Annotated in this window: 26 protein-coding genes and 1 pseudogene; 9 read left to right on the plus strand and 18 right to left on the minus strand. The window is 64.9% G+C overall.

Translation table 11 applies throughout. From position 1 onward, the window contains the following. Positions 1–284: 284 nt before the first annotated feature. From NJ4_RS01145 to NJ4_RS27085, 3 genes are read right to left on the minus strand one after another with little or no spacing between them, the layout of a single operon-like run. Complete coding sequence (locus NJ4_RS01145) at positions 285–686, minus strand: STAS domain-containing protein (RefSeq protein WP_067428898.1); 402 nt, start codon at positions 684–686, stop codon at positions 285–287. A gap of 38 nt (positions 687–724) precedes the next feature. After that, positions 725–1,036: a MerR family transcriptional regulator gene (locus NJ4_RS01150; protein WP_067428901.1), complete on the minus strand. Its 312-nt coding sequence runs from the start codon at positions 1,034–1,036 to the stop codon at positions 725–727. Positions 1,037–1,038: 2 nt separating this feature from the next. Continuing rightward, the gene (locus NJ4_RS27085) at positions 1,039–1,443 is read right to left on the minus strand and encodes a J domain-containing protein (RefSeq protein WP_082748059.1); all 405 of its coding nucleotides are present in this window, start codon (positions 1,441–1,443) and stop codon (positions 1,039–1,041) included. A 118-nt stretch (positions 1,444–1,561) separates the two neighbouring features. Between NJ4_RS27085 and NJ4_RS01155 the strand changes: the two genes are divergently transcribed. Both NJ4_RS01155 and NJ4_RS01160 read left to right on the plus strand, forming a co-directional pair. Then, the gene (locus NJ4_RS01155; RefSeq protein WP_067428904.1) at positions 1,562–1,984 is read left to right on the plus strand and encodes an Hsp20/alpha crystallin family protein; all 423 of its coding nucleotides are present in this window, start codon (positions 1,562–1,564) and stop codon (positions 1,982–1,984) included. A gap of 279 nt (positions 1,985–2,263) precedes the next feature. After that, positions 2,264–2,650 carry a hypothetical protein gene (locus NJ4_RS01160; RefSeq protein ID WP_067428907.1) on the plus strand — a complete coding sequence of 129 codons (387 nt, stop codon included), beginning with the start codon at positions 2,264–2,266 and terminating at the stop codon, positions 2,648–2,650. Between the two features lie 560 nt (positions 2,651–3,210). Here NJ4_RS01160 and NJ4_RS01165 read toward each other — a convergent pair. Then, positions 3,211–5,235 (minus strand): SIR2 family protein, encoded by a 2,025-nt coding sequence (locus NJ4_RS01165; protein WP_067428910.1) that lies wholly within the window; start codon positions 5,233–5,235, stop codon positions 3,211–3,213. Positions 5,236–5,348: 113 nt separating this feature from the next. Here NJ4_RS01165 and NJ4_RS01170 point away from each other — a divergent pair, with 113 nt between their 5' ends. Continuing rightward, positions 5,349–6,029 carry an AbiV family abortive infection protein gene (locus tag NJ4_RS01170; protein ID WP_067428913.1) on the plus strand — a complete coding sequence of 227 codons (681 nt, stop codon included), beginning with the start codon at positions 5,349–5,351 and terminating at the stop codon, positions 6,027–6,029. 749 nt (positions 6,030–6,778) lie between these two features. Here NJ4_RS01170 and NJ4_RS25435 read toward each other — a convergent pair. After that, positions 6,779–7,036, minus strand: coding sequence for a hypothetical protein (locus tag NJ4_RS25435; RefSeq protein WP_157550547.1), 258 nt, complete (start codon positions 7,034–7,036; stop codon positions 6,779–6,781). 211 nt (positions 7,037–7,247) lie between these two features. On the opposite strand from NJ4_RS25435, the pseudogene NJ4_RS27090 reads away from it, so the two are divergent. Further along, positions 7,248–7,499, plus strand: a pseudogene (locus NJ4_RS27090) (MBL fold metallo-hydrolase); the annotation flags it as partial. 822 nt (positions 7,500–8,321) lie between these two features. On the opposite strand, the gene NJ4_RS01175 reads toward NJ4_RS27090, so the two are convergent. From NJ4_RS01175 to NJ4_RS01185, 3 genes are all read right to left on the minus strand, one after another. Continuing rightward, on the minus strand, positions 8,322–8,951 hold the full coding sequence (locus NJ4_RS01175) for an LUD domain-containing protein (protein ID WP_067428916.1): 630 nt from the start codon (positions 8,949–8,951) through the stop codon (positions 8,322–8,324). 582 nt (positions 8,952–9,533) lie between these two features. Continuing rightward, positions 9,534–10,136, minus strand: a complete 603-nt coding sequence (locus NJ4_RS01180) for a hypothetical protein (protein WP_067428918.1) — start codon at positions 10,134–10,136, stop codon at positions 9,534–9,536. A gap of 332 nt (positions 10,137–10,468) precedes the next feature. Next, on the minus strand, positions 10,469–11,767 hold the full coding sequence (locus NJ4_RS01185) for an MFS transporter (protein WP_157550551.1): 1,299 nt from the start codon (positions 11,765–11,767) through the stop codon (positions 10,469–10,471). Positions 11,768–11,796: 29 nt separating this feature from the next. Between NJ4_RS01185 and NJ4_RS01190 the strand changes: the two genes are divergently transcribed. The 3 genes from NJ4_RS01190 to NJ4_RS01200 all read left to right on the plus strand — a co-directional run bounded on the left by NJ4_RS01190 (position 11,797) and on the right by NJ4_RS01200 (position 13,990). Next, entirely contained in the window at positions 11,797–12,831 is a 1,035-nt protein-coding gene (locus tag NJ4_RS01190) for a LacI family DNA-binding transcriptional regulator (protein WP_067428923.1), read from the plus strand. Between the two features lie 196 nt (positions 12,832–13,027). Continuing rightward, the gene (locus tag NJ4_RS24925; RefSeq protein WP_169799194.1) at positions 13,028–13,366 is read left to right on the plus strand and encodes a transposase; all 339 of its coding nucleotides are present in this window, start codon (positions 13,028–13,030) and stop codon (positions 13,364–13,366) included. A gap of 243 nt (positions 13,367–13,609) precedes the next feature. Further along, positions 13,610–13,990, plus strand: coding sequence for a DoxX family protein (locus NJ4_RS01200; protein ID WP_067428928.1), 381 nt, complete (start codon positions 13,610–13,612; stop codon positions 13,988–13,990). 179 nt (positions 13,991–14,169) lie between these two features. Here NJ4_RS01200 and NJ4_RS01205 read toward each other — a convergent pair whose 3' ends face one another. The 9 genes from NJ4_RS01205 to NJ4_RS01245 all read right to left on the minus strand — a co-directional run bounded on the left by NJ4_RS01205 (position 14,170) and on the right by NJ4_RS01245 (position 22,268). Further along, positions 14,170–14,391: a hypothetical protein gene (locus NJ4_RS01205; protein ID WP_067428931.1), complete on the minus strand. Its 222-nt coding sequence runs from the start codon at positions 14,389–14,391 to the stop codon at positions 14,170–14,172. Between the two features lie 143 nt (positions 14,392–14,534). After that, positions 14,535–14,882, minus strand: a complete 348-nt coding sequence (locus NJ4_RS01210) for a cupin domain-containing protein (RefSeq protein ID WP_067428934.1) — start codon at positions 14,880–14,882, stop codon at positions 14,535–14,537. Positions 14,883–15,328: 446 nt separating this feature from the next. Further along, the gene (locus tag NJ4_RS01215; RefSeq protein ID WP_067428936.1) at positions 15,329–16,315 is read right to left on the minus strand and encodes an asparaginase; all 987 of its coding nucleotides are present in this window, start codon (positions 16,313–16,315) and stop codon (positions 15,329–15,331) included. Positions 16,316–16,404: 89 nt separating this feature from the next. Further along, positions 16,405–17,880: an RNA polymerase sigma-70 factor gene (locus NJ4_RS25445; protein ID WP_157550553.1), complete on the minus strand. Its 1,476-nt coding sequence runs from the start codon at positions 17,878–17,880 to the stop codon at positions 16,405–16,407. Next, entirely contained in the window at positions 17,877–18,794 is a 918-nt protein-coding gene (locus NJ4_RS25450; RefSeq protein ID WP_067428938.1) for an NAD-dependent epimerase/dehydratase family protein, read from the minus strand. Before NJ4_RS25450 ends, NJ4_RS25445 begins: the two co-directional genes overlap by 4 nt. Before the next feature lie 49 nt (positions 18,795–18,843). Beyond that, positions 18,844–19,614, minus strand: coding sequence for an SDR family oxidoreductase (locus NJ4_RS01230; RefSeq protein WP_067428940.1), 771 nt, complete (start codon positions 19,612–19,614; stop codon positions 18,844–18,846). Between the two features lie 206 nt (positions 19,615–19,820). Further along, positions 19,821–20,207, minus strand: coding sequence for a DoxX family protein (locus NJ4_RS01235; RefSeq protein ID WP_067428944.1), 387 nt, complete (start codon positions 20,205–20,207; stop codon positions 19,821–19,823). A 95-nt stretch (positions 20,208–20,302) separates the two neighbouring features. Beyond that, entirely contained in the window at positions 20,303–20,773 is a 471-nt protein-coding gene (locus NJ4_RS01240; protein ID WP_067428947.1) for a carboxymuconolactone decarboxylase family protein, read from the minus strand. Between the two features lie 529 nt (positions 20,774–21,302). Continuing rightward, on the minus strand, positions 21,303–22,268 hold the full coding sequence (locus tag NJ4_RS01245; protein ID WP_245644397.1) for an RNA polymerase sigma-70 factor: 966 nt from the start codon (positions 22,266–22,268) through the stop codon (positions 21,303–21,305). 129 nt (positions 22,269–22,397) lie between these two features. Here NJ4_RS01245 and NJ4_RS01250 point away from each other — a divergent pair, with 129 nt between their 5' ends. Then, complete coding sequence (locus NJ4_RS01250) at positions 22,398–22,784, plus strand: DoxX family protein (protein WP_067428950.1); 387 nt, start codon at positions 22,398–22,400, stop codon at positions 22,782–22,784. An 85-nt stretch (positions 22,785–22,869) separates the two neighbouring features. Next, positions 22,870–23,751, plus strand: coding sequence for a sigma-70 family RNA polymerase sigma factor (locus NJ4_RS01255; protein ID WP_067428953.1), 882 nt, complete (start codon positions 22,870–22,872; stop codon positions 23,749–23,751). A 62-nt stretch (positions 23,752–23,813) separates the two neighbouring features. On the opposite strand, the gene NJ4_RS01260 is transcribed toward NJ4_RS01255, so the two are convergent. Beyond that, positions 23,814–24,767: a sigma-70 family RNA polymerase sigma factor gene (locus tag NJ4_RS01260; RefSeq protein WP_174524570.1), complete on the minus strand. Its 954-nt coding sequence runs from the start codon at positions 24,765–24,767 to the stop codon at positions 23,814–23,816. Between the last annotated feature and the right edge of the window lie 5 nt (positions 24,768–24,772).

The following is a 24,772-nucleotide window of genomic DNA, read 5'->3' on the forward strand; positions in this document are numbered from 1 at the left end:
CGTGAACGACCACTTGGGTCTGCTGCACGATCCGGTGACGACCCAGGTCACGCCGGGCGCGACGCGAGGATCGTGGGTAGGACTCGCCGATGCCGAAGCCCGGTCGAAGATTTCTCGTGACGATCTGATCGCTCCGCGCCTCCACTGAACTTAGGTGAATAGGGACCGTTGTGTGTACCGGTGTTCTCGCCCGCCAAAGTTGCAAAGGGAGAGTGCACCGGAGCGGTTCGACGGGCCCGGATTCTGCCTCAGTCGATCCTGTCACCAGATCGTGCAGCCGTTCTTTAGTCCGGATTGTGCCTGGTGACGGGCCCTTGGCTAAGTGAGGTCTTTGCCTTCGGTCCTTTGGTTTCCCCATCGACTTGATCGTGCGGGTCCGTGTCGATGAGGTCGTCGAAATTGTGTTGGCGAAGGAGCCGGACGATCAGTGGAGGTGTGTGGACTAGGCGCATTGTGCCGCCTGCCCTCGCGAGCTCGTCTCGGACATTGGCGAGGAAGAAGAGGCCATCGAGGTCGATGTAGGTGCAGCAGCCGAGATCCAGGTATGCGTTCAGCGCGGGTGTCCGGGCGAACAGTGCGTGCATGTGGTCGCGCAGCTTGACGATGTTGCAGGCGATGACTGGTCCGATCACGCTGATGGTGCAGGAACTCGGTTCGTGAGTGGTGTGCACTTCCAAGGCAGTCATGGGAGTACCTCGTGTCGGTTCGTGGTTTTCGAGGGCCTTCAGGTGTCTTGGGTCTGATCGCGTGGGCGCAGGGTCGCGATCTGCTCGCGGAGTTTTCTGTTCTCTGCTTCGAGAGCGAGGACGTGTTCGACACCGACCAGGTTGAGGCCGAAGGCCAGCAGGGTGGCGATCCGTTCGATCCGCTCTATGTCGTTTCCGCTGTAGCGACGGGTGCCCCCTTCGGTGCGGTAGGGCTGGACCAACCCCTTGGCTTCGTAGGCACGCAACATCTGTGGGTTCACCCCAGTGAGTTCCGAGGCCACCGAGATCCCGTACAAGGCGTGTCCAGGGCTGAGGTCGTCGATACCCATGGTCATCCCTTCCCCGATGCCGGCACGGGTGGCGTTGGCCTGTAGTGGACTGGTCCGGCGGTGAACTGCACCGGCTTCCTGCCATGCCGAGTCTGGGGCCGGGTGGGTGAGAACCTGGAGGACTCCGCGGCAGCTTGTATGGCCGCGTGGCCAGCGGTGTCGAGGGCCCGGCGATAGGCGGCAGTGAGGGTGACGAAGCGTGCTTCCGCGTCCGGGTCGGGGCACAGATCAGGATGAGTGCGTCGAGCCAAGCGCCGGTAGGCCGACACGATCTCGGTCGCACTCGCAACGGGGGGCAAGCCCAGCACGTTCAGGGCGGCAGCCGTCCCCATCTCACGTTGAGTCATCTTGCACGCTCCATCCCGCAGAAGCCCTTTCAAATATCTGTTCAGAATGACACTTGACATTCTGCCACAGTGAGACAAAATCTGTATTACCCGACACAGATACGGGGGTCGGGTGGTGAGGCCCGAGCTGGGCTCGATCGCCCGACACCGACCACACCGACAAGGGAGGAGAACACCAATGTTGATGCGCACCGATCCGTTCCGTGACCTGGATCGGCTCACCGAGGCGATGCTAGGCACCCGTAGCCGCCCGGCGGCAATGCCGATGGATGCCTACCGCGAAGACGGTCACTTCGTGATTCACATCGACCTGCCCGGCATGAGCGCCGAGGCGATCGACCTCACCGTGGAGCAGAACGTGCTCACCGTGCACGCCGAACGCAAGGCGCCCGCGGCCGAGAGTGCCGAGCGGGTCCTCGCCGAGCGTTCCCACGGCGTCTTCAGTCGCCAGTTGTTCCTCGGCGACACCTTGGACTCCGACCACCTCACGGCCGACTACGAGGCCGGGGTCCTGACCGTCCGCATTCCCGTGGCCGAGAAGGCCAAGCCCCGCAGGGTCGAGATCACCGGCGGCGAGAGTCGCAAGGAGATCGCCGGCTGACCCAGCAGGGGCTGCCTCGATTGACAGTGAAGCGTGCCGCAGAACACCAGGAGAGGAGGGGAGACGATGACTTCACTGATTGACCGAGTCCGGAGACAGGCTGCCTCTGCCGCCGACCGCGTGGGTTGCACGCTGGCTCGGGCCAGGCAGTGGGCCGCACGCATGACCGACGTGCCCCGCCGCCAGGCATGATCTCCTCCGACCACCGCATCGGCTCCGGGTCCATCTCCGGACCCGGAGCCCCACCCCGGACACCGTCAGCTCTCACCAGGACCAACGATGCTGTACCCATCCCGCAGTGCCCGCGAACTGTCGATCCTCCTGCGCATCAGCCGCGAACTCGCCATCGTGGGTGATGTAACCGCAACCGTGGAAAGCCCCTCCGAACTCCTCGCCTGGGCCACCGTCCTGAAATCCCCCACCGTGATGGCGTGGCGCGCCGAAGACTCCGCCCACCGCTACCTCCAAGTGACCGCCGAGCACGCGCGCGAACCCATCCACGGCCGAGTCGCCGCAGTCCTCCACGCCGAGCAGCACCGCCAGTTCTGGGACGAGCTACTCCCCCAAGACCTACAACCCGGGGACAAACACCCACTCACCCCCAAAAACCTCTCCGCCGCATGGGCCGCCATGCCCATCACACCACCCGATGAGAGCACACCCTAGGCCCATAGGCCGGCCCTCCATCCGGGCCTGATGCCAGGCGTAGTCACCTGCCCCATGCTGGACATGCTGCCCGGACGGGTGACAGTTGGCCTTGGACGAGACCAACGCTCCTGCACCACGACACGGCCAAACCTGAAGACCGCAGGAACTTCTTGAGCCCGATTGATCGCTCCCCTACGCCGCTACAACCTAGGTGGATAGGGACAGTTGTGCGTCCCGGTGTTCTCGCCCGCCAACATCGCAAAGGGAGAGTGCAAGAGTCGGACTCAAGTCGCCCGTTTCTCGCCGCCTGCTCTCCCGTCGGAGCCTATGCCCCAACTGTCCACCGAGGTAGCCCTTTGCCCCCACAATGATGCGGCGGCGTGCGAGCCTCGAAGGTCATCGCAGCAGCACGCGCCTCTGACGCGATACATCCAAGCGGGGTTGCTTTGCAACTGACCTCGGCCTTTACCACATGCCGAAGATGCCGGGCGTATCGTCCGTTCGAGTTTCAGCCGTAAGTCGCCCGAACTTGTCCGATGATTCTAGGCGGCCGTCCCGAAGCTGACTGACGAACGCGTTCAGACGGGCAGAGTGCGCGGGCCGCGCTCGTACATGGTGTCCCGCGTGTCGAGCCACATCGTGCTTGGCACTACCCCTCCGCCGGCAGGAAGCTGCCCATAGGCGAGCTCTCGTCCGAGGATCCCAAGACCGGCCGACACAGCATCGAGAGCGACCACGAATGGTGCCGATTCGTCCCAGAGGCCGTTGGCGATGAAGTCATGGGTGTCACGGAGAACGCGAAGCTCGTCCCCGAGCTTGGTTGCCAGGGGAACCACCCACCCCCGATCCTGGGTGTGTGTGTCTGCAGTGAGCACATGGACGGGCTCGTAGTACGTTTGGCGCACGATCTGACCCATGAGCCGTCCGACCTCTTGCCATGCTTCGTGCCGCGCCGCTTGGAGCTGCGTCAGATCTCCGCCGTCATTGCGTGCGTTGGCGACGTCGTAGGTCTTCTGTGCCTGTTCCAGGGTGTTGGAGGCGTTCCAGTAGTCGGTGCATAGGTCAGAGAACTTCTCCCCCTCCAAAACGTGCATCGTGTACCGCAGGAGTTCGAAGGTTTGCCATGCCTCGTCGAGCGCCTCGGCGCCTACCGAGGTGGCCTCCATCAGGACCGGCTGGAGCGTCTCGAAGAACGCTGAGGCATGCTGCGGTGCCTTGTAGATAGCGCCCGGGTCGTAGAACTTGGCGAGCGACTGGCGGGTGCCGTCGTAGCTGGTGCGTGATGGGACCCAGGTGCTGAAGATGTCGGCGAGCAGCTGCCAGCGCCCGGCCAGGACGGCAGAGACACCGGCGGCGTAGAACAACCACAGACCGGACACGCGGCGAACCTCAAGCAGTGCGGTGTCACCGCCACCTTGGGTTCGGTACGAGAACCGTTCAAGCTCGCCGCGCCACCAGCGATCGGTGCTCGCGTCACCCCAGTACGCCAGCGTTGCGGTCAGGGCTGCAGGAAGCTTGGTCGACTCCTCGATGCGTTCGAGGATCTTGAGGTACCCGCCGACTTCTTCGGCGTCACGGCTGTTGTCGTACTTGAAGTCAGGATGCTTGTGCAGGTCGGCGAACGCTATGGCGAGGGTGTCATGCACGGCGACAGCGACCGGACGGCCCGACAGTTCTCGCTTCGCAGTGGCGACCGCGACGGGAACGGATAGCGGGTGCACCGCATTGCGAGACCGCAAGGACGTCACGGCCTCGGCAAGCTTGCCGAGAGCGTCGTCAGCGGTGGACTTCAAGAGCGTTCCACGCTTGTGGTCGAGCAGGGCCGACGCTTCCTCTCCCAGGTCATGGGGATCGATCCAGACCAGCGGGTAACGGGCGATGTTCGTGTGCCAGCCCTGGATGGCCTCTCGCAGACCCTTGTCGTGCTTGGCAGACCATCCGGCGATGAGCACGCCATAGTCCTCCAGAATGCGTCGGAGGAGCCTTTTGGTGGCCGGGGCGTAGCTGCCGAGTTCGTTCTCGGTGTTGAGCATCGAGTCCGGGTTCTTGTAGTCGCCGTGGAGATGGATGACGACGCAGTCCAGCTGGTGGAGGGGGCGCATCCCATCGATCTCTGACGGGTGGGTGATGACTGTCGGCTCGATACCAGCCGCCCGGAGCGCCTGTTCGACAAGGCGGTCGAAGTTGAGTGTGATGATGACCTTGACGGAGCCGAAGGCCACCAGGCGGGCGATGCCTCTGTGGGCTGCAGTCGGCTGCTTGATCCCGGCCTCGCGGTCGGCGTCGCTGACCTCGAAGTAGCCCTCAAGGAGTGCCTGTCGCAGGGCCGCAGTCTTTGCGAGGCGTTCGAGCACCAGGCTGTAGGTGGGTTCCTGGAAGCGGGTCCGTTGCCACCACGTGTCGGGGGCCTCCTCTCCGATGTCCTCGCCGTCGGCTGCAGCCGCTTTCCGGCAGAGATCGAGCAGAACGTCCCACGCGACGGGAATGCCAGAGGAGAACGAGGCGCCTGCGCCGATCAGTAGCGCATAGGCGCCAGGGTTGGCGTGCAGCGAGAACGCGAGCGAGAGCAGCTCGTCGTCCGTGGGGGAATTCTGATTTGCCATAGTCCGAAACATACTCACAGACACCGACAGGATCGTCTCGCCTTAGGACTTCCGGACGAGGCCAGAACCCTCAGGAGCCGGGCCATGTCGGTCGCCTCAGGCAGACTCAGAGAATGGTGACGATGCGGCCGAGCGAGGCGCGGGTGTTCTGGAAGGCGCTGATGGACAACGCGTCGGCGCTCATCGACGACGCGCATGTCCTCCTCAGCGTCGAGTCGTTCGGCCGCGCACGGTCACTGACCGTGCTCGCCCAGGAGGAACTTGGTAAGGCGCTCTGGATCTACGACGAGTTCGAAACAGCGTGGAGCACGGGCACAGAGACGACCCGAGAGGTCGGCATGCTGGCGATGCATGGACGTAGTCACGTCCAGAAGTACTTGGAAGCGTTCGTGTTCGGCGATGAACTGGCGTTCTTCTGGGGAGACTCCAGTCGTCTTCGCCGGCCGGAGGGTGAGAGCAGAGAGGAGAACGTTGCCCGACGACAGCGCGAGGCCGAGGATGCGGCACGAGCGGCAAATCTGCACAAGCAAGCCGGATTCTACGTTGACCGCGACGAGAACGGTGCGATCTCCTCGCCTACCACCATCGACGCTGCTGACATCCAAGCCGAGCTGCAAACAGCAGCGCAGGTCGTGGAGATGCTGCTCATCCAGGACCACAGCCGGATGAAGACATATGCGAGGACTCCATGCGACCGCACTCACGAGCAGCAGTTCCGACTTCTTCCCATCTCCCACCCAGAAGACTGGGCGACGGCGTCTGAGGAGTTCAAGCGCCGAGAGCCACCAATCTGAGCCCCAACGGGGCTTATTGGTCGACTTCAAGGACTCGTTCAGTTCAACCTGTCGCACCCCTCTCGACAGCGGCCAGTGTCATAGCACCGCTGTGATGCTGGCGCCCACCGCGGGAGAGGCCACCATCGAGAGGCCCAGACGCTCGGTTGCGTTGACGGCGGGCGGGGTCGGATCAAATTGAGGCCGCAGCGAGGTAACCCCATGTCAGCCACGACCACACTTCTACCCTTCCGCCGACTGAGAGGTCTCCGGACCAACTGGCCGCAGTCTCATTCCTCGCCCGCTACTCCGGCACACCCATCAGCTGTACGCTTTCCAACTACGCCGCTGGTTCACCTGGTGCGAGAGCAACGGCCTCGACCCGCGGCAAGGGATCTAACGCGCCCACGGCGAGCTCTACATCGGCCAGCTCCACGACTCTGGACCGATGGACTCCTCGATCGTCAGTTGATGCACGCGGTTCGGGGCTTCTTCCGGTTCGCCCACATCGACGGCCTGACTTGCCCCATATCGCCGCCTATGACTGTCAAGCCCTGAAAGGACGTCGGTGATCAGCGCGCCCTTAAAGTCCTCCCTCTCTCCCCTGCTCGCCGCACCCGAACACAGGCGAGCGCACATGCAGACCAACATGGGCCGCGTGCAACTTCACGCTCAAAGCGCGGGGCTGGGTCTCGCCCACCGAAGTTCATGGGAGGGTGCGAGTTTCTCGCCCGCCAACCAGGACTGAGGAACGACTAAGCGCTGGGTGATTAGTCGTTCAGGAAGAGGGCGATTTCTAGGCTGTCGCCTTCCCTACTGACCTTGTAGCGCTCTCCATTCTCGGACATGAGGAACGCTCGGACCGCCTCCAGGCCCAGCGAGGTATCCATGGCCAAGATGTCCTCGTCCGAAATCTTCGTCGCAACATTCATCGGGACGGGAAGTTTCTTCTCACGACGAGCCACATCTGCTCGTGCAGCCTCCACTGCGTCGTAGAAGCGCTGAACGGATGTCTCGCTGATGGCCACATTCTCAGGCTACGACACGCCCCATGCCGATTGTCGAATGACGTGTCGACGTGGATCTCTCGGCGAGCGAACGGATCTGAGGCGCGCTCGCAACCGCGAGGAACGGACCTCCACTCATTTTCCGACAGGTCAGCCATTGGTCCGTCAAATCAAGTCCTAAGAGTTGCAGAAGAGGCTTCTTCGCAGAAGACAGTGCGGCAGACTCGACGGCGTGCCGGTCCGCGCACCAAAAGGGGAGGACATTTTGATCGTCTGGGGACTGAAGTACCCACAAAGTGACCCGGCTTCGCGCTCGGCTCCGAAGTGGCCAGGGGAAAGTTGGATCTGGGCCGCTGATGAGTCGAGGTGTCGGGTCGTCGTAGACGTGGGGTGCGCCCAAGAGATCGGAGCGCGGGCCGCGCAGTCGCGACCCGACGTGGTCGTGCTGACACATGACGACGGCGATCACATCGGCGGGATGTGGGCCCTGCTCGTTCAATATGCGGAGAACCCCCAGTGGTCGAGACCCGAGCTCTGGCTGCCTGTGGAATGGCACTTCCTCGTGCAGGCGTTGGCCACTGCCATGGAGACGTCGCCTGCCGGATCGCAGACATACCCAGAGTCGTCCGAGACGAACGGGACAACCGGCCATACCGTCCTTGCCCCAGACACGATTGAACGATCGAGAGCGGCCCATGACGCTGCTCAAGACATCGGCGCCGCGAGTGTCGGCGGTGACACCGACCGCTATCGATGCGAGGAGCTAGAACGCGACAATGCCCGGGAGCTGGACGAGACGATCGGCGAGATCGCGGCTTCGCCCCTTCCTGCCGACCTAGTGGAGCAGTTGAGCAGGGCCCTTCCCGGTGTGGCCGCGGCGGTCAAGTCCGCGTCAGTCAACGGTTCTTCTCGACACCGAGCAGCGATCATCAGGGCAGCTAAGCAGATCGCGATGGCGATTGACCACGCGGAACTGGCAAGCGCCGTAGCGGAACTGCTGGCCCAGAATCGGGACGCGATCGAACAAGGTAAGGCATCAACCCTCCGCCTCCCAGAGCGAGCTGACGATGTCCCGTTGTCTCGCGAGGCCCGACCTGAGGCTCCTCAGGTAGATCCGGGCGGCGACAGTTCGCCAACTCAGCAGGAGCCGTGGGATGCAGACGGCGAGTGGTCCTGGTTCGACGTCCTCGGGGTGTTCGTCGTGGAGCGCCCCAGGCGTCTCCGGGTCTTCATCGCCGCGTTCGGGGGCTGCGGCTCCGGCACAGCGCTTTGTTGGCGTCTAGTGCGTCGCGGAAGCGTCTCCGATTCAGAATCCGATGGCGTCACGCAGGAGGATGACCGTCGCGCGCCCTGGCCTCGGGTCCGCGTTGATGGTGAGCAGGAAATTTACTGCGCTGGCCTGCCCATAGGCTGCTTGGGCGCGGGAGCTCTCGAGCGGTAGGGCGTGTTCCTCGAGCCGACGGGTGGCAGTCTCGAGATCCGGCACCACCTTCTGGGCGCCGACGACCCAGATGGCCCGAGCCCCACCGGCGTAGGCAGGCAGCTGGCTGCCGCTCGCTGAGGCTGCAACTACCGACCCCGTCTCCGTTACCGCGATGACGCTGCCGAGGACAAAGTGCGGACTCGCAGCAAGCTGTCGGATCGCCTCGGCGTCAGTGGATCGGTTCAGGGCGAGCACCTGCTGCCTGACCGACTGGTATCGCGTGCCGGAGTTGATGTCTTCGTCGATGCCGGACAGGCGAAGGGTCTCGCTGGCGGCGGTGAGCACGCGGGATCCGTCGGGTATCAGCTCGTGGACGCGCACCCGAGCGGCTGCGGCGTTCTCGAGGACCTCCGAGGTGAATCCGTGTGCTTTCAGTGCGGCCGCCGCTCGCTCCACGCGCTCATTCGTCGCGGGGAGCGCGAAGTCGACGGCCGTTCGTTCAGTGGGTGCCATGTTGCCTCCTCTGTTTCGACTTCCTAAGAGAAGGACGTTGCAGCCCTGCAAATAGTCACGACTGCCGTTGCCGAAGACCTGACTGGCTCATTGATATCGTTCGGAGGGCTGGTGCCAATCTTCGTTCCCGGTCCCCGGCTGCCAATGCCCGCCGATCCGGCGGGCCATCGGGGTCGATGAGGTCGCGGAACGGCTGATCATGCGTGTGGATTGCGGAGATACTCGTGACCGTCGTCGTCGGCTCGCGCCTCGGACGCCGACTGCTGGACGGCACTTGGAACGAAACGTATGTCTCTTACCCGGATCGTTCACGAGGCAGCGGCCTGATCGGTGTGGAGAAGTGGCTACCCAGGAGGGGAAGCTTGGGAGTGCGACATCACAAGATTCTCGAGCCGGAAGACACTCCGTAGGTGGTGCGACACGAAGTCGCTTTGCAAGTGGCTCGTTGAGCAGGAGGGTCGACGGCGGTGACGTTGATGATCCCGGTAGGTGTTCGACGGCCCGTCCCCGCTCTGACGTGCGTCGCTGGTAACGGTGGGTGCGAAGCTCAGGGCACACGGCTGCGTCACCACTCGGCAACCCTCAGGCGGCAGAGAGCAAACCCACCGCTTCGAGGATCGCTGGCAAGATCACCAGGACGCCACCCAGCAAAACGGGAGCACCACAGGCACCGACCAGCTTGACGCTCGTGCTGAGCGCAGCACGGCGCGCATGAGAGACCGCGAGGATTCCGAAGCCCGCGGCCGCCAGCATGAACGCAAGCAAGTACGCCACAGACTTGGCGTCGACATCGTCGGCGTCACCGGCGATACCCGCGAGCATGACGAATGCCTGGGTGAGGCTGCCGACGACGTACACCGCGACAGTGGCGAAGGCCGCCCATAACATCACCCCGACCAGCCGAGGCGCGACGAGCCGCGCACGGACGGCCAGGACCGCAACGCCCACCCCCACCAACTTAAGAACGACGACGAACCAGTTCACCACCGAAAGAGCCGTCGCTTCGTCCGCATACTGCCCGGTGTCGAAGTAGTTCGTCAGCTCGAACCAAACGCTGACCGCGGCAAAACCCGCGCACCAAAGAGCCATGACAACACCGACCACTACGACGGCCCGACTGGGCGCCTCGCGATGGTAGCGCCCAACGACCCACCTGGTTTCGGCCACGGATGCGGTCTTGGTCATCGAACACTTCCCTCATTTTCAGAATTGAAGGCTCTTGCTGGAGGCCTCAGCCCCCGGATGGGAGAGAGGGCGCTGAGGCGCTCGGGGAGCGCAGCAACATCCGGTCATGCTCTGGGACGAGCAAGACCGAAGATTGGTAACAACGACACCCGCGCGGCGAGGCCGCGCCTCTCGACGGCATGGCGCTACGCCACGCAATCAGCCAGTCGAATCGCGGCGTTTGGACCGCGACCATTTCCGCCGACTCACTTCGGCATCGGGACCGTGTCGATCTGCGCCAAAACTGATACCTGCCGTGGTCCTTCTGCCCTTGCCGGCTGCGCGAACTCGGGCTACCTCCCGTGAGCGCTCGGGTCTCCATGAGCCTGAACCTCCTCGCGACACCAGATCTCCACCGCGTCGGCGATGGATGCGCCTGACTTCAGGTCACCCTCGAGTGCGAGGGTCGAGCTCGCCTGCTGACGTGACCACCGACCGGTGAGCGCGGCAGTGGCGGTGAAAACAAGGATGAGGAATCCTACGCCAAGAAATGCTGCGCGGATGCCTGCGCGTTCGGCCAGCAGCCCAACGTAGGCGGGACCCGCGAGGTAGCCCAGGTAGGCGGTCGTCGCGACGATCGAAGTCGCCTCTCCGGCGACACCGGGCGCGACGGAACGCAACCCGTGACTCAGGAGTGTCGGGAACAGCAGCGCTGTTCCACCTGCCGCGATGGCCAGCCCACCGAGAGCCATCGGGACATTCGATGCAGCGGCCAGCACGACGGTGCCTACACAGGCGACGGCCCCGCCGCCCGTCAGAATTGCTACGGGATGGCTACGAGAGAGTGGCGCGAGGCTGAGACGTGTCACCGCGGCAGTCGCGGCGAAGGTTGCAGGGGCGAGCGCGGCCAGCTCGTGCGAGGCGTATACATCTGTGATCAGTATCGCCCCCCAGCTCTGATGCGCATTCTCGGTCGCGTATGCGAGCGCCCCGACGAGTCCTAGGGCCAGGAGCGGGTAGACCCGCCCTGCGGATGTCGACGGCAGCGCGGGTGGGAGCACCTGGACGCCCGTGGACTCACGTCGGTCTGCATGGTCGAGGGATGCGCCTGTCCACACCAGGGCCGATAGCGCCAGACCTGTCAGAGCGGCGATGCCCAGGCTCGTGAGCAGGTTCGCTCCGACCGCGGCGAGCGCTCCCATACCAAGGCTGGAGACGACGACCGCCGCAGAGAAGGATCCATGTGCGCGGGTGAGGACGGGCCGCGAGGTTCGTCGCTCCGCATCGCCCGCCATGGTGTTGATCGCGACATCTGCGGCACCGGAGCTCGCACCGACGACAAGCATGCATATCGCGACCGAGACAGCGCCCTTGGACCCCATCGCGACCATCACAGCCGAGGTGCTGAGCAGGGCGAGACAACAGGCAGAGCCCCGGACCCCGTGACGATCGATCAACCTGCCGGTGAGACGCATGGCGGGCAAGGCCCCCACGCCCACACACAGCAGCGCCGTTCCGAGCTCTCCATCGGTGAGTTCGGCCTGAGTCTTGATGGACGGAAGCACAGCACCCCAGCTCCCCCAGAACACGCCGAACGACGCGAACGCGAGGTGAGGACTCAAACGGGCGACTACGGAGCGGCGAAAGACCATGTGTGTAACGATACACATATACTGTTTGCATGGTCGGTCACGGGAAGCGCCCCACGCTCAAGGACGTCGCTGCTGCGGCGGACGTCGGCGTCATGACGGTGTCCTACACCTTCAACCAACCCACGCGCGTGGCCGAAGAGACCAGGCGTCGCGTGATGGCTGCTGCCGAGCGCATCGGATACCTGCGACCCGACAGCACAGCCCGAGCGCTTCGGTCAGGACGCACCCACCAGCTCGGCGTCGTCATCGGCGAGCACCTGTCCTACGCCTTCGACGACCCGCAGGCGCGGTTGTTCCTCGCCGGCGTCGCAGATGTGTGCGTCGAGGAAGACCTCGGCATGATGCTCATTCCCACCCGCGGCGACGACTCGGACGTCGATCGTGTCCTTGGAGCAGCTGTTGACTCCTTCGTCATTTGGACCACCACGAGAGACGATCCGGTGCTGGACGCCATCGTTCGCAGCAGGAGGACCGCGGCGATCCAAGGCGGCCCCATGACCGACGGCATCGTGTGCATCACCCAGGACGACCGCAGCGCAGCAGCAGCCGTCGCCACAGAGGCCCTCCGTCATGTGGGAACGCCACTCATCGTCAGTTTTCCGCTCGACCGCCAGCGACTGGCCTGCGTCGGACGAGGAGGAGACCTACCGGAGAGCGTGCTGTTTCCAGTCACTGAGAAGCGGCTCGCCGGCTACCGCGACGCTCTGACGAACGCCTCGCTCGACTGGGACTCCACTGTCGTCACTGTCGTCGAGCGAAACCGTCGACACGACGCAGAGCTGGCCGTCCGCGCAGCACTTCCTGGCCTCGACGGACCCCTCGTGGTGCTGGCCATGAGTGACGAGCTGGCACTTGGAGCCGACGACGCCCTTTCCGGTGGCCCACATACAGCCGCAATAACCGGGTGGGACGCGAGCGTCGAGGCGCAGGAATCCGGGATCATCACCGTCACGAATCCCCTGCGCGAGCAGGGAAGACTCTGCGCACAGGCTGCGCTGGGTTCCGGTGTCGATCCAGAAGTGGAGTGGAATATCGTGGTGCCCGTTCGGGGGTCAGGTCACTGACGTCTGCACGTCATGGCGGCGGCTTTTTGACGACTTCAGCGACGGCCCGAAGCCGGTGTTGCCTTGCCAACCTCAGCCAGGGCACGGTCACACCGAGCTGAGCTGGACAAGAGGTTGAATGCGAGACACGATCAGCGAACGTGGCTCCCCGACGCGACTGGACCGACAATCACGTCGGGGCTCATTGATCGGAAGCTTGGTCAGCCTGCCCGGAGTGTGTCTGGTCATCTCCGATCAGCACTCCGGACCGGTGGCGGCGTTGAAGCGATCCTTTCAGGGTTCCGGACATCAGGGGTGCCGGGTGCGCTTCGCGCGCAGCCTGCTCACCCACATGCCCAAGTCCCGCGTCGGCTGGTCGCCGCGCTTCCGCAAGGTCTTCGCCCGACCCGACCCCGAGGCCATCAGCAAGGCGTGGAATGAGGTCCGTGACCATCTCGCCAGTTCGTTTCCGAAGGTCGGTCCGTTGATGGACGAGGGCAAGGCCGAAGTGCTGACGTTCACCGGCTTCCCCAAGGCTCATTGTCGCAAGATCTGATCCACCAACCCAATATCGAGAGGTCCACTGATCACGCCTCATCGAGAGCGGCAGGTAGGGCACCGAGGACCCACCCCGCGGGGCTCTGTCTTGCCGAAGCGCTCTGGCTGGAACGTCTAACACTGCGCGGGCACCGGGAGCTCGGCGCGCCGGCTGGCGGAGACGGCCGTTACGAACGCGTGCTGCGATCCGTCATCGTAACGAGGAGCCCGACGGGCTGAACGGAACGATGGAGGATCACCTGTGAACACGGCACTTTGGATCATCGCTGGCGTCATGACGGCCGTCTACCTAGGCGGTGGCGCCGCCCTGGTCCTGCTGACCAAGCAGAAGTACCGCTCACTGTCCCCGACCTGGCAGTACGCCGACGACTTCGGCTCGGGACACCTCAAAGCGATCGGGACGATCAAGATGGTGGGGGCGGTCGGCCTGATCATTCCGCCGGCCGTCGGCGTCGCGACCGTGCTGACGCCGCTTGCCGCGTCAGGCCTTACGCTCATCATGGCGGGCGCGGTCACCACCAGGTTCCGGCGGAACGAATGGACCTATCTGGTCGGAGACGTTCTGTTCCTCGCCCTGCTGGCCTTCCTGGCATGGGGACGGTTCAGCCTCGAGCCCTTCTGACCCAGAATGCCACTGGACCGAGACACTCTCCGGGAAAGCGACACTCTCATCTCTCGAACTCTCACGGCGCTGATGGATCTCGGAGAAACCGGCGACGCGAACGTGGCCTGCTGACGTTGGCGCTCGCACGGATCGGATGCACGCTCAGTCTGGCGCGACGCCAGTTGCGGCTGCGGAGATCACCTCTCGCCTTGGAGGCTCGACGTCGTGCGCGTGCTGGTGACCGGAGGATGAATCGCGACATTGCCGATGCCCTCTGCCTCTTTCAGCAACTGGGACGCCGACAGGTCTGCCCCTGCTGAGCCGAGCTGCGACACATACCCGTGCCATTGCGCCTTCGCCGCCTTCGATGACGGGTCACGCTCGCTCACGAAATGCCACTGCGGCTCAGGCACAATCATGGACGTTGCCTATTTCGAGCGAGCCCGGCAGTTGCCATCCCGTCTCGACGGCCGCCCCCCCCATCGGCTTCCTCAACCATGGCGTCCCGACATCCCCGGCCTGTCAACGCGAAGGCGTGTCCGCATGACGCCGGACTCCTGACTTACGCCTCGACAGCCTGCACGCGGATGTTGATGCCGAGCATGGTGGCTCCGACTTCTGAGCGCGGCTGGTGTTGCGATCCAGCCGGAAACACCACGTAACTCCCCGCCGAGTAGGTTTCATCTCCGTCAATAACTTCACCGCTGAGGACGAAGTACCGCTCCTCGGAGTCATGATGATCGATTGCCGGCCATTGCGTACCAGGGGCGAAGTCGATGATCCATCCCCTCGCGTAATCAGTCTCATGCAGATCGCGTCGGACGATCCCATCGATTACCTTGCGGCGCTCGGCCGTCTCGGTGTTGACGACTGTCGGCGATGGCTGGGTGGCGTGCGATTGGAATGTCATGACCCGATTTTGGGCCCGCGCACGCATCCGTGCGAGCGACTATCTGACAGGTCCCAACTGTTTCCTGCCAATCATCGCACTTACACCGGGATGACCGAGCCGCGCAGTTCTGAAGTGCCGCACGCGGGTGCGCGCCCAAGGGTCAGCCGGGTCACTGTGGCCACCGAGAACCGCGCCAGCGAGTTCAATGCTCGCACCCGCTGGACCAGACTTCACACCGCCTGACGGCATCATCGGCCACACACGATCAGGACTCGGAGAACCAGTCACACACCGCCGACCACCAGGGTCAGCGACTCAACCGCCAGCCAGACGAAACATCGATGCTGATAGACCGACCGGTCCGAGCTCCGGGATCCAGCCCTCGAACGACCCATCTGGGCCGAGCTCCGCCAGTGTCAGACTCGATCCTGCCCAGATCCCGGGCCTCCCCCGCGTAGTGATGCTCAGCTGCGTCGATGGAGTTCTGTGGTGATCTGTTCGCGGTCGGCGCCCGTGCTCAGCAGGATTCGCAGCAGGACGCGCGCTTTGAAGGCATCGAGGTATCTGGCATTGAGGAGGCCGCGCCGCTGCAGGTCGATCTCGCAGCCCACGGCCCCATACGTCTTGCGCAGGACTGGGCCAGCCCCGGTGCGAGATGCAAGCACCACCGGGATCCTCTGCGCGATGTCTGCCAGCCGGTGAGCCGTGGAGGCTGCAACGTGGCCACCGCCCAGTGCTGCGACGACAAGCCCGTCGTGAGTCTCCTCGACGCCGTCCAGGAGAAGTCCGTCGTCGTCGAAGGATGCGGTGTAGAGCGCCACGCGCGTGCAGGCCGCAGTATCGGGATCCGGGCAGGCGAGGGACGGTAGTCGGCGCGGCACATTGAGGGCTGTGAACCGGTTCTCAATCACATGTCCGATCGGTCCCTGGTTGGGCGAGCCGAAAGTCGCGAGGCTCGTACTGTGCTGCTTGCGGACCCACCGCGCTGCATGCACCTCGTCGTTGAACGCCACGGCAGCGCCCATGCCTCGCGCTGCCGGGTCCGCTGCGACGACTGCGGCTGCCAGCAAGTTGGCTGGACCGTCTGGGCCGGCGAGCGTGGCGTTGCGCATTGCGCCCGTGACGACGAATGGCTCGTCGCAAGGCCAGAGGAGGTCGATCAGATATGCGACTTCCTCGAGGGTGTCAGTGCCCAGGGTGAGGATCACCCCGGCGTGCTCGCCTGAGACCAGCTCGGATGCCTGGCGGACGATGTCCAGCACTGTCGCGAGCTGCAGGGAGGCGCTCGGCACCGGCACCACGTCATGCACGTCGATTTCGTGGCCGATCTCCGTCAGTCCGGGAGTCATGTCGACGAAGTCGCGCCCGCGGAGGCGAGGGGTCGCGCCGCTGCTTCCACGGGGCGTCGTCATGGAGATCGTGCCGCCGGAGGTGAACAGTGCGAGTGTCATCGGTCTATCTCTCCCACGGAGTGAGGGTCGCGATCGACCCGGAGTCTGTCCTCACCATCGCCGTCGCGGAGGACTCTTACGGCACGTGGTCACGTCGTCACCAGATCGATCGCGTAGACGAGCTCCGCATCATCGTTCACGCCAGTCCGTGTGAAACCCACGCGCTCGAGGGTCCGCTGTGAGGCGACATTGTCCTCGTCCGTGTGGGCGAAGATGCGGGACAACCCGTGTTGGCGGCCCAGCGCCACGAGCGCGTGGGCAGCCTCTGCTGCGTACCGTCTCCCACGCGCGGACGGAGCGAGCCCGTATCCGATCTCCACAGAGCCGTTGCTTGGCTTGCCCTTGAATCCGATGCCACCGATCGTCCATCCGTCGACAGCCCGAATGATCCGGTAGTAGCGGAACGGACCTTGATCACCATGCGTGTCCGAGGCCTTGAGGAATGCCGTGAGCGCGTAGAGGTCCCCGTCCAACGGATAGTCCTCCATCCAACGGTCTTCGCAGCCGCGTCGGCGGGCGATGATGCGTTCGGCTTCGGCGGTGTCGACTGGATGCAGCGTCAGCCTCTCGGTCTGCAGCTCGGTCACGGCGGGTGAAGACGAGGCATCTCCGCGCGGTCGGCGCACTCCCGGGTCGGTCGGCATTCGGCGAGCCTCCTGCGTGTCGCGTAGTAGCGCCCACGTGTCCGCCACGGGACCCACGTGGCCGAGCTTGTCCGGGTTCATCACGGCGCGGATCGTCTGGACCTGGCCCTCGAAGATCTCGAGTGTCAGGGTATTCACGACTCGGCCCTCCTGGTCGCGCAGAACGGCGCCGGGGTGACCGTTGACCTGTTGCAGTTCCACGCTTCCGCCAATCCGCAGGAATGGCGGTGCAAGCGTGGCAAGGAGTCGGGACACCTTCTCGGCGCCGAGAATCCCACTCCCCCATTGGGGTGCGTTGCCGCCGCTGTCTCCGACCATGGTGACATCGGCGGCGAGGAGATCGCGAAGCCCCTCGACATTCCCCTCACTGAAGGCGTCAAAGAACCTTTCGGCGAGCTGGTCACGCGCCTCGCGGTCGGCCTCGAATCGCGGTCGCCCGGTGTCCATGTGGCGGCGGGCTCGAACGACGAGTTGGCGGCATGCCGCTTCGGAGCGTCCAACAGCCCGAGCGATCTCGTTGTAGTCGAAGTCGAACACCTCCCGAAGCACGAAAACGGCACGCTCCAGAGGACTGAGTCGCTCCATCAGCACCAGGGCAGCCATGGACATTGAGTCGGCGAGCTCAGCCGACCGTTCTGGATCTTGGTACGGGTCGCCGAGCAACGGTTCGGGGAACCACGGCCCGGGATAGGTTTCCCGCCGCTTCCTTGCCGAGTTGAGGACGTTGATCGAGACCCTGGTGACGATCGCCGACAAGAAGGCCTTGACTGATGTCGGGGTGGTCGTTGAGGAATCCCATCGGAGCCACGTCTCCTGTACGGCATCCTCGGCGTCGCTCACGCTGCTCAGGATTCGGTACGCAATTGAGAAGAGCAGTGGCCGCAGCTCTTCGAACTGGGCCGCCTTCTCGCTCCGTATCACTGCAGCTCCTCCTTGAAGCCCTCTCGCCAGGACGGGTAGCGCAGTTCCCAGCCGAGTTCTCGCTTGGCCTTGGCGTTCGTGAAGCCGCGTCCCTCGGTCATCAGTGTCACCGCGAAGTCGCCGGCAAGCACTCGGGCAAGCCAGACGGGGACCTGCATGGGCGGTTTGGCACCCGCGCAGGCAGCGAGGTGAGAAAGCCACTCGCTGACCGGAGCCGGCTCGTCGTCGACGATGTTGAACACGCCCTGTGCCTTCTGCTCGAGGGCGAGAACCGTCGCGCTGGCGGCGTCGTCGAGGTGCACCCAGGACGTGTGACCGGGACCGCCACCGACGAGCGGGAACTGTCGTTTGCGTACGACCGCGACGGTGTCGTCGATAGCGCCTGGCCCGTAGAGCCAGCCGTACCGCAGGGCAGCGCCGTCGACCTCGGCGATCGCGTCTTCGAGGTGACGGATCGCGTTCGCCCCCGGACGCATTCGCCCCTCCCCCGGGTCCAGCGGGTCTTCCTCTGTCTTGACCCAGACACCGGTGCGCTCGCCGTTCCAGCTGGCGTAGCTCTGCGCCACGATGTGCGAGACACCGGTTGCCTGTGCTGCAGCAATCAGGTGGTCGGTGCCTTCGGTGCGGAGGCGGTTGGTGATGGCGAACCATCGGTCAGGATGCTTCATGTCGGGCTTCGGGGAGATGGAGGTCATCTGGTGCGCGATCGCATCCGGTTGCGCAGCTGCGACCGCCTCACCCACCGAGGCTGCGTCGAGCCCGTCCATCAACACGCCTTCGGCACCCATCTCGTCAAGCATGGCCAACTTGGCCTCACTTGTCGTCGTTGCGGTCACCCGGTGGCCACGAAGCACCAATTGCGGCACGAGGCGCCGACCCAGCACGCCGGTCGCGCCTGCTACGAACACATGCACGTGTCTCTCCTCCTCAGGACGCTGGGCCAAGGGGTCAGGTGGCCCCGCATCACCAGGGCACCGGGCCTTCCTCGGCAAAGAACCCTGCGGTCGGTCCGTCGGCGTCGAGTGTGGCGAGGCGCACCAGAATCGCGGCGCCCTGCGCGACCGTGAGGAACCCGGTGTGGTTGTTGCTGTCGGTGGCGACAAAACCAGGCGCGACGGCGTTGACGAGGAAGCCGTCCTTACGCAACTCGTTGGCGTACTGCACCGTCAGGGCGGTCAAGGCCGTCTTGGAGGGCGAGTACGCCGCCGACGGCACCAGTGCTGAGAGAGGCCCGTCGGGGTCGCTGTTGAGCGTCAGCGACGCCGCGTGGCTGGCGACGTTGACGATACGTGGCGCTGGCGACCGCCGCAGGAGTGGGAGCATCGCGTTGGTCATGGTGATGACTCCGAAGACGTTCGTCTCGAAGACCTCTCTGACCATGTCCACGTCGACGGCGCTGGGGATCTGGTTCTGCGCGTCATCCGGCGAGACCTGACCCGATCCAGTGATGCCGGCGTTGTTGATCAGTACGTCGAGGTGGCCGTAACGCTCCCCGACCAACTTCGCGACGTCATGAACGCAGACCGGGTCGGTAACGTCCAGCGTGACCGCATGCGCGTCGCACCCCAGGCTACGGAGAGCCGCGGCAGCCTCGTCGCCGCGTCCTGCGTCCCTGGCGCCGATCAACACCGTCATGCCAAGCGCCCCGAGCTGCTCAGCGGCACCTCGGCCAATTCCCTTGTTCGCTCCGGTCACCAGGGCGACGGCTTGGTAGGTGGTGGTTTGCTCGTTCAAGGCAATTCCTTGCTGTGGGAGGGATGGGTCCGTCTCAGAACCTTTCTTCGAACCTGAGACAAGACAGCCCGGCCACCTGTGACATCGACGGCAAGAATGCGTGGCGACCGAGTCGGCAGTGAGCCTCGAGTGGCTGTCCCGGGTCCATGCTGGCGCCAGCGAGCTTCGGGAATAGGACGCCGTATCCCGCCCGGGTTGCGGGGCGGTCAGCCGGTGAAGGGTTCCAACGCGAAGCGCCCGCTAGCCACGAAGGCAGCCAGGGCAAGGTAGAACGCGTCTCCCAGCGCGGCTTTGGTCTCACCGCGGCGGATCCGCATGATCGTGGCGCCGGCCATCATCAGTGCCAGGCCGGTGGCCGCCAGCGGGACGAGTATGGGCGCGACGTCGAGCACGGCGGGCAGGATCAGGCCCGCGGCGCCAAGGATCTCCAGCGCTCCGATGGTTTTGAGGGTGCCGGGCTGGAAGTCCAGGGTCCAGCGCGCGGCCTTCATCATCGTCGCCATCTTCTCGCGCGGGACGAACAGCTTCCCCAACCCGGAGAGCAGGTAGATGACGGTCAGCAGGGTGGTGACGATCCACAGTGCGGTGTTCATGAGTCTTGTCCTTGGTACAGCGTCCAGAGGCTACGGGCAGGCCCGGGGTCGTCCCCGGGTCCGCCTGAGCCTCAGCGTTTGCCGCGGAGCGTCTGTCAGCCGAACTGTCCCGGCTCGTATTCGCCGCCGGGCGTCCGGGTGATCACGTTCAGCCGGTTGAAGGTGTTGATCACGCAGATCAAAGCCACCAGGGCCATGAGCTGGTCCTCGTCGAAGTGCTTGGCGGCGTTCGCCCACGCCTCGTCCGTGACGCCGCTGGAGTCGGCCAACCGGGTGCCCTGCTCGGCGAGCTCCAGCGCCGCCCGCTCAGCCTCGGTGTAGACGGTGGTCTCCCGCCAAGCCCCGACCAGGTTGATCCGCACCATGCTCTCGCCGGCGGCCGCGGCGTCCTTGGTGTGCATGTCCAGGCAGCCGCCGCAGCCGTTGATCTGGCTGGCGCGGATCTTCACCAACTCCTGCACCGCCTTGGGCAACGCGGAGTCGGTGATGGCCTTGTTCGACGAGATGATGTGCTTGGCCCACTTCGCCCCGATCTCGTTGGCCATGGGGTTGATCCGGGTTTCCATCGGGTCTCCTTCGTCTTTTGGATGCCTGCACCTTCTTGACGGAGCCCACCGCAAAAAGGTAACAACCCCCATGCGACTTACGTGCGCCACTGGGGTCGCGCGCGCAGGCCCATCGTGTGCAGGCGCCGACTGGGCCGCGCCAGGCCAACCCCCGGTCCTGCGCGCCGTCACGCCAAGGAGTGCGGCGCAGGATGCCCCACTCGTCGAGCGCGGCGGCCAGTGTGTTCTGCCGGGACGCCGCTAACCACTTGCCCACCACCACCAGCGGCGCGGTCGCCTGCCCCTACTCACGGGTGCGGAATGGCGAGCACAAGTTCAACCACTACGCGAGGTGGGACGGCCAGTGCGCCCGCACACGAGGTTTCTGTGGGCCGTCGGGATCACGCTGCTCCTCGAGTAATCGTCCAGACTGCGTCTGCCCGATGCGAGCCGATCAGGACCCGGTGCGTTGACGCCTCGCCGCATCCAGTATCGAGGCGCCCGGACTGAGCTCTGTCGTGGCCATCTACACGGCGCGGTGTAGATCAGTTCAGACGCCATCCCGCTTCATCGGGCGTAGCGCCGCGCGTAGGTCGCCGACCGGTCCGAGGTGACGGAGCTTGTCCGGGTTGGTCACTGAGCGGATGGTTTGGACTTGTCCGTCGAGGATCTCCAGTGTCCAGACGCCGATGACATTGTCGTCCCGGTCACGCAGGACGGCTCCGGGTTCACCGTTGAGCTCGAGTCGTTCGATGGTCGCGCCGGTGGCGAGTAGCGGGGGCACCGTGGCGACCAGGATCCGGGCCGCCTTGGCGGCACCGAACAAGCCGCCTTGCCCGCCGGCTTTGCCGCCACCGTCGTTGATGGTCACGACATCAGCAGTGAGAAGCTCTCGCAGTCGGTCGAGGTCTCCGCCGCGGAGGGCGTCGAAGAAGCGGTCGGCGAGCTCGGTCCTCTTACGCCGGTCGGCCTCGAAGCGCGGCCGGCCCTGCCTCATGTGGCCGCGGGCTCTGGAGGCCAGCTGTCGGCAGGCCGGCTCTGATCGTCCCACCGCTACGGCGATCTCGTTGAAGTCGAACTCGAACACCTCGCGGAGCACGAACACCGCGCGTTCGAGCGGGCTGAGCCGTTCCAGCAGGAGTAGCGACGCCATCGACACCGAGTCGGCTAGCTCGGCCGCGCGCGCTGGGTCGTCGTATGGGTCAGCGGACCGGGTCTCGGTGGGCAACGGCTCGGGGAACCACGGTCCCACGTAGGTCTCCCGACGGACCCTCGCCGAGCGAAGCACGTCGATCGAGATCCGGGCGACCACTGCGGACAGGTAGGACTTCAGCGACTCGGGCCGGACCGTGCTGGAGGTGTAACGCAGCCACGTCTCCTGCACCGCGTCCTCGGCCTCGGTGACACTGCCCACAATCCGGTAGGCGATCGAGAACAGCAGCGGGCGAAGCGACTCGAACTCGCGGGCTTGCGTCATCTGGCTGGTCTCCTGCTTCCGGTGGTCCCTGGGGTGCATGTCCATGAGACGACGCAGACGACCGATCTGTGACATGTCCGCCGTCAGCCGGTTGATGTCACACACCGGCCTGTTGTCTCGTCTCAAGGGCGGACGCCACCACGAGGGTGGCCTCGCAAAAGGAGACGCATGAACATCGCACTGTGGATCGTGGCCGGCGTGCTGGCCGTCGGCTTCTCGGCTGGCGGCGTTGCCATGCTGGCGATGTCCAAGGAACGGTTCCGTGCCATCAGCCCGGCCCAGCACTACGTCGATGACTTCGACCCTCGGTTCATCAAGGCACTCGGCGCCCTCAAGGTACTGGCCTCGATAGGACTGATCCTGCCCGCCGCACTCGACATCGCACCGGTGCTGGTACCACTCGCCGCACTCGGCCTCATGCTGATCATGGCCGGAGCGGGAACCGCCCGGATCATGCGTCGCGAGTGGCACAGCCTGTTGGGCGACCTCGCCTGGTTCACTCTGGCGGCGTTCGTCGCGTGGGGACGATTCGGGCCCGAGTCATTTGGGAGCTGAGACCGCCATGCTTTCTGTTCAATCTGTGACCTCGAGCCCTGAGTTTCGCCATCCCTCTGACAGAGCACTCGAGGAAGGTGCCTACATGATCGAAGCAGGACCCCCAGATGCGCTGGCTGAAGCGTTCGATGAACACCGCGCGCGGCTTGTGGCGGTCGCCTACAGGATGCTCGGCTCTCGTGCCGACGCCGAAGATGCCGTGCAGGAGGCATGGCTGCGGCTTGCCCGCCAGGATCCGGACTCGATCGAGAACCTGACCGGCTGGTTGACCACCGTCGTCGGCCGGGTCTGCATCGATGCGCTCCGCTCACGCAATATCCGGCCGGAGACGTCCTACGACGAGCACCTGCCCGAACTGGTCGTGGCCGAGGACGCCGAAGCCGGGCCAGAGGACGAGGCAGTACTGGCCGAGTCGGTTGGACTCGCGCTGATGGTAGTGCTCGAGACCCTCAAGCCGGCCGAGCGGCTGGCGTTCGTGCTGCACGACATGTTCGCAGTGCCGTTCGACGAGATAGGTCAGGTCGTCGGAACATCGACCGACGCTGCCAAGATGCTCGCCTGGCGGGCTCGCCGCAAGGTACAGGACACCCCCCGGCCCACCACTGAGCGCCGGCAGCAACGCGCGGTCGTCGACGCCTTCCTCGCCGCCGCCCGGGACGGTGACTTCGAAGGTCTGCTAGGCGTCCTGGATCCAGAGGTGACCTGGCGCGTGCACTCGGCGCGCGGCTCAGTCGTCAGGCAGGGAGCATCCAGCCTGGCCGACAAGCTCAAGCAGGCGAGGCGGGTGAAGTTCACCGCGCGCCGGGTGCTCGTGAACGGAGAGCCAGGCGTCGGAGTGTGGGACCTTGAGGGCCGGGTGCGTGGCGTGATGGCATGCACGGTCATCGATGGTCGCATCGTCGCGATGGAGTCTGTGATCGATCCGGCTCGGCTTGCAGCGATCGATCTGCCTGCAGTTCCTGAGTGAAAGCCGATCCGGTGATGCCGGCGTTGTTGAATCAAGGACATGGGACCCGAGTGGCCGCCGGATCACCAACGGGCGATGAGTGGTGTCCCTGGTTCATGCTGGCGCCACGCCTCGGCAAGTCGGACGAGGCGGGCGGGCGCTGCGATGCCGCGCACGGTTGCGATCCTCCCGTTGGCGATGTCGAACCCAACTGCGCCAATCACCTGGTCTCCTATGACGAAGAGGATGGCCGGGGTCCCGTTGACGAGCGCGTAGTGGACGGCAGGTGTGCCACCGGCAAGTCGCCGTTTGGCAGGCGTGGGATTGAAGCCGGCTCGTGCGACAGCCGCGATGCGCTGCGGAGTGTCGTACTGCAGCAGCCTCTCGGTCAGTCCGGCGCCGTCGGAAATTGCGGTTGCGTCATCGGTGAGCAGCCTCACCAACCGCTCGGTACGGCCGGAGGAGGCGGCGGCGAGAAACTCCTCGACGATCCTGCGGGCGGATCCCGGGTCAACTTCGGTGCCGCGACGACGCGCGGCCGTGATACGGCGCCGGGCCCGGTGGAGGTGCTGCTGGCTTGCGGACTCGGTGATGGCGAGAATCTCGGCAAGCTCGCCGTGGCTGTAGGAGAACGCTTCGCGGAGGACGTATACGGCCCGTTCGTGGGGTGACAAGCGCTCCATGAGGGTCAACACCGCCAGGGACACCGATTCGCGCTGCTCAAAAGTCTCGGCCGGACCGAGCATCGGGTCACCGTCGAGGAGTGGCTCGGGCAGCCAGTCACCCGCGGTGCGCTCGCGACGGACCTGTGCCGAACGAAGGCGGTCGAGGCACAGGTTGGTGACGACCTTCGTCAGCCATGCTTCGGGCACCTGGATCTGCTGCCTGTCGGCAGCCTGCCAGTGCAGGAACGCATCCTGCACGACGTCTTCGGCGGCGGCGGCGGATCCCAGCAACCGATAGGCCAACGAGGCCAGCCGGTTTCGGCTGGCCTCGAACCGATCCGTGTCGAAGCGGTCAATGGCGCTGCTCTCCACTCTCG

The organism is Nocardioides jensenii JCM 1364 = NBRC 14755 (genome assembly GCF_001552535.1).
Classification (GTDB): Bacteria; Actinomycetota; Actinomycetes; order Propionibacteriales; family Nocardioidaceae; genus Nocardioides; species Nocardioides jensenii.

Bases quoted from the DNA above. Each gene is read 5' to 3' on its own strand.
- NJ4_RS01145 (WP_067428898.1), bottom strand. From the start codon at position 686: ATGACTGCCTTGGAAGTGCACACCACTCACGAACCGAGTTCCTGCACC.
- NJ4_RS01150 (WP_067428901.1), bottom strand. From the start codon at position 1,036: ATGGGTATCGACGACCTCAGCCCTGGACACGCCTTGTACGGGATCTCG.
- NJ4_RS27085 (WP_082748059.1), bottom strand. From the start codon at position 1,443: ATGTCAAGTGTCATTCTGAACAGATATTTGAAAGGGCTTCTGCGGGAT.
- NJ4_RS01155 (WP_067428904.1), top strand. From the start codon at position 1,562: ATGTTGATGCGCACCGATCCGTTCCGTGACCTGGATCGGCTCACCGAG.
- NJ4_RS01160 (WP_067428907.1), top strand. From the start codon at position 2,264: ATGCTGTACCCATCCCGCAGTGCCCGCGAACTGTCGATCCTCCTGCGC.
- NJ4_RS01165 (WP_067428910.1), bottom strand. From the start codon at position 5,235: ATGGCAAATCAGAATTCCCCCACGGACGACGAGCTGCTCTCGCTCGCG.
- NJ4_RS01170 (WP_067428913.1), top strand. From the start codon at position 5,349: ATGGTGACGATGCGGCCGAGCGAGGCGCGGGTGTTCTGGAAGGCGCTG.
- NJ4_RS01175 (WP_067428916.1), bottom strand. From the start codon at position 8,951: ATGGCACCCACTGAACGAACGGCCGTCGACTTCGCGCTCCCCGCGACG.
- NJ4_RS01180 (WP_067428918.1), bottom strand. From the start codon at position 10,136: ATGACCAAGACCGCATCCGTGGCCGAAACCAGGTGGGTCGTTGGGCGC.
- NJ4_RS01185 (WP_157550551.1), bottom strand. From the start codon at position 11,767: ATGGTCTTTCGCCGCTCCGTAGTCGCCCGTTTGAGTCCTCACCTCGCG.
- NJ4_RS01190 (WP_067428923.1), top strand. From the start codon at position 11,797: ATGGTCGGTCACGGGAAGCGCCCCACGCTCAAGGACGTCGCTGCTGCG.
- NJ4_RS01205 (WP_067428931.1), bottom strand. From the start codon at position 14,391: ATGATTGTGCCTGAGCCGCAGTGGCATTTCGTGAGCGAGCGTGACCCG.
- NJ4_RS01210 (WP_067428934.1), bottom strand. From the start codon at position 14,882: ATGACATTCCAATCGCACGCCACCCAGCCATCGCCGACAGTCGTCAAC.
- NJ4_RS01215 (WP_067428936.1), bottom strand. From the start codon at position 16,315: ATGACACTCGCACTGTTCACCTCCGGCGGCACGATCTCCATGACGACG.
- NJ4_RS01235 (WP_067428944.1), bottom strand. From the start codon at position 20,207: ATGAACACCGCACTGTGGATCGTCACCACCCTGCTGACCGTCATCTAC.
- NJ4_RS01240 (WP_067428947.1), bottom strand. From the start codon at position 20,773: ATGGAAACCCGGATCAACCCCATGGCCAACGAGATCGGGGCGAAGTGG.
- NJ4_RS01245 (WP_245644397.1), bottom strand. From the start codon at position 22,268: ATGCACCCCAGGGACCACCGGAAGCAGGAGACCAGCCAGATGACGCAA.
- NJ4_RS01250 (WP_067428950.1), top strand. From the start codon at position 22,398: ATGAACATCGCACTGTGGATCGTGGCCGGCGTGCTGGCCGTCGGCTTC.
- NJ4_RS01255 (WP_067428953.1), top strand. From the start codon at position 22,870: ATGATCGAAGCAGGACCCCCAGATGCGCTGGCTGAAGCGTTCGATGAA.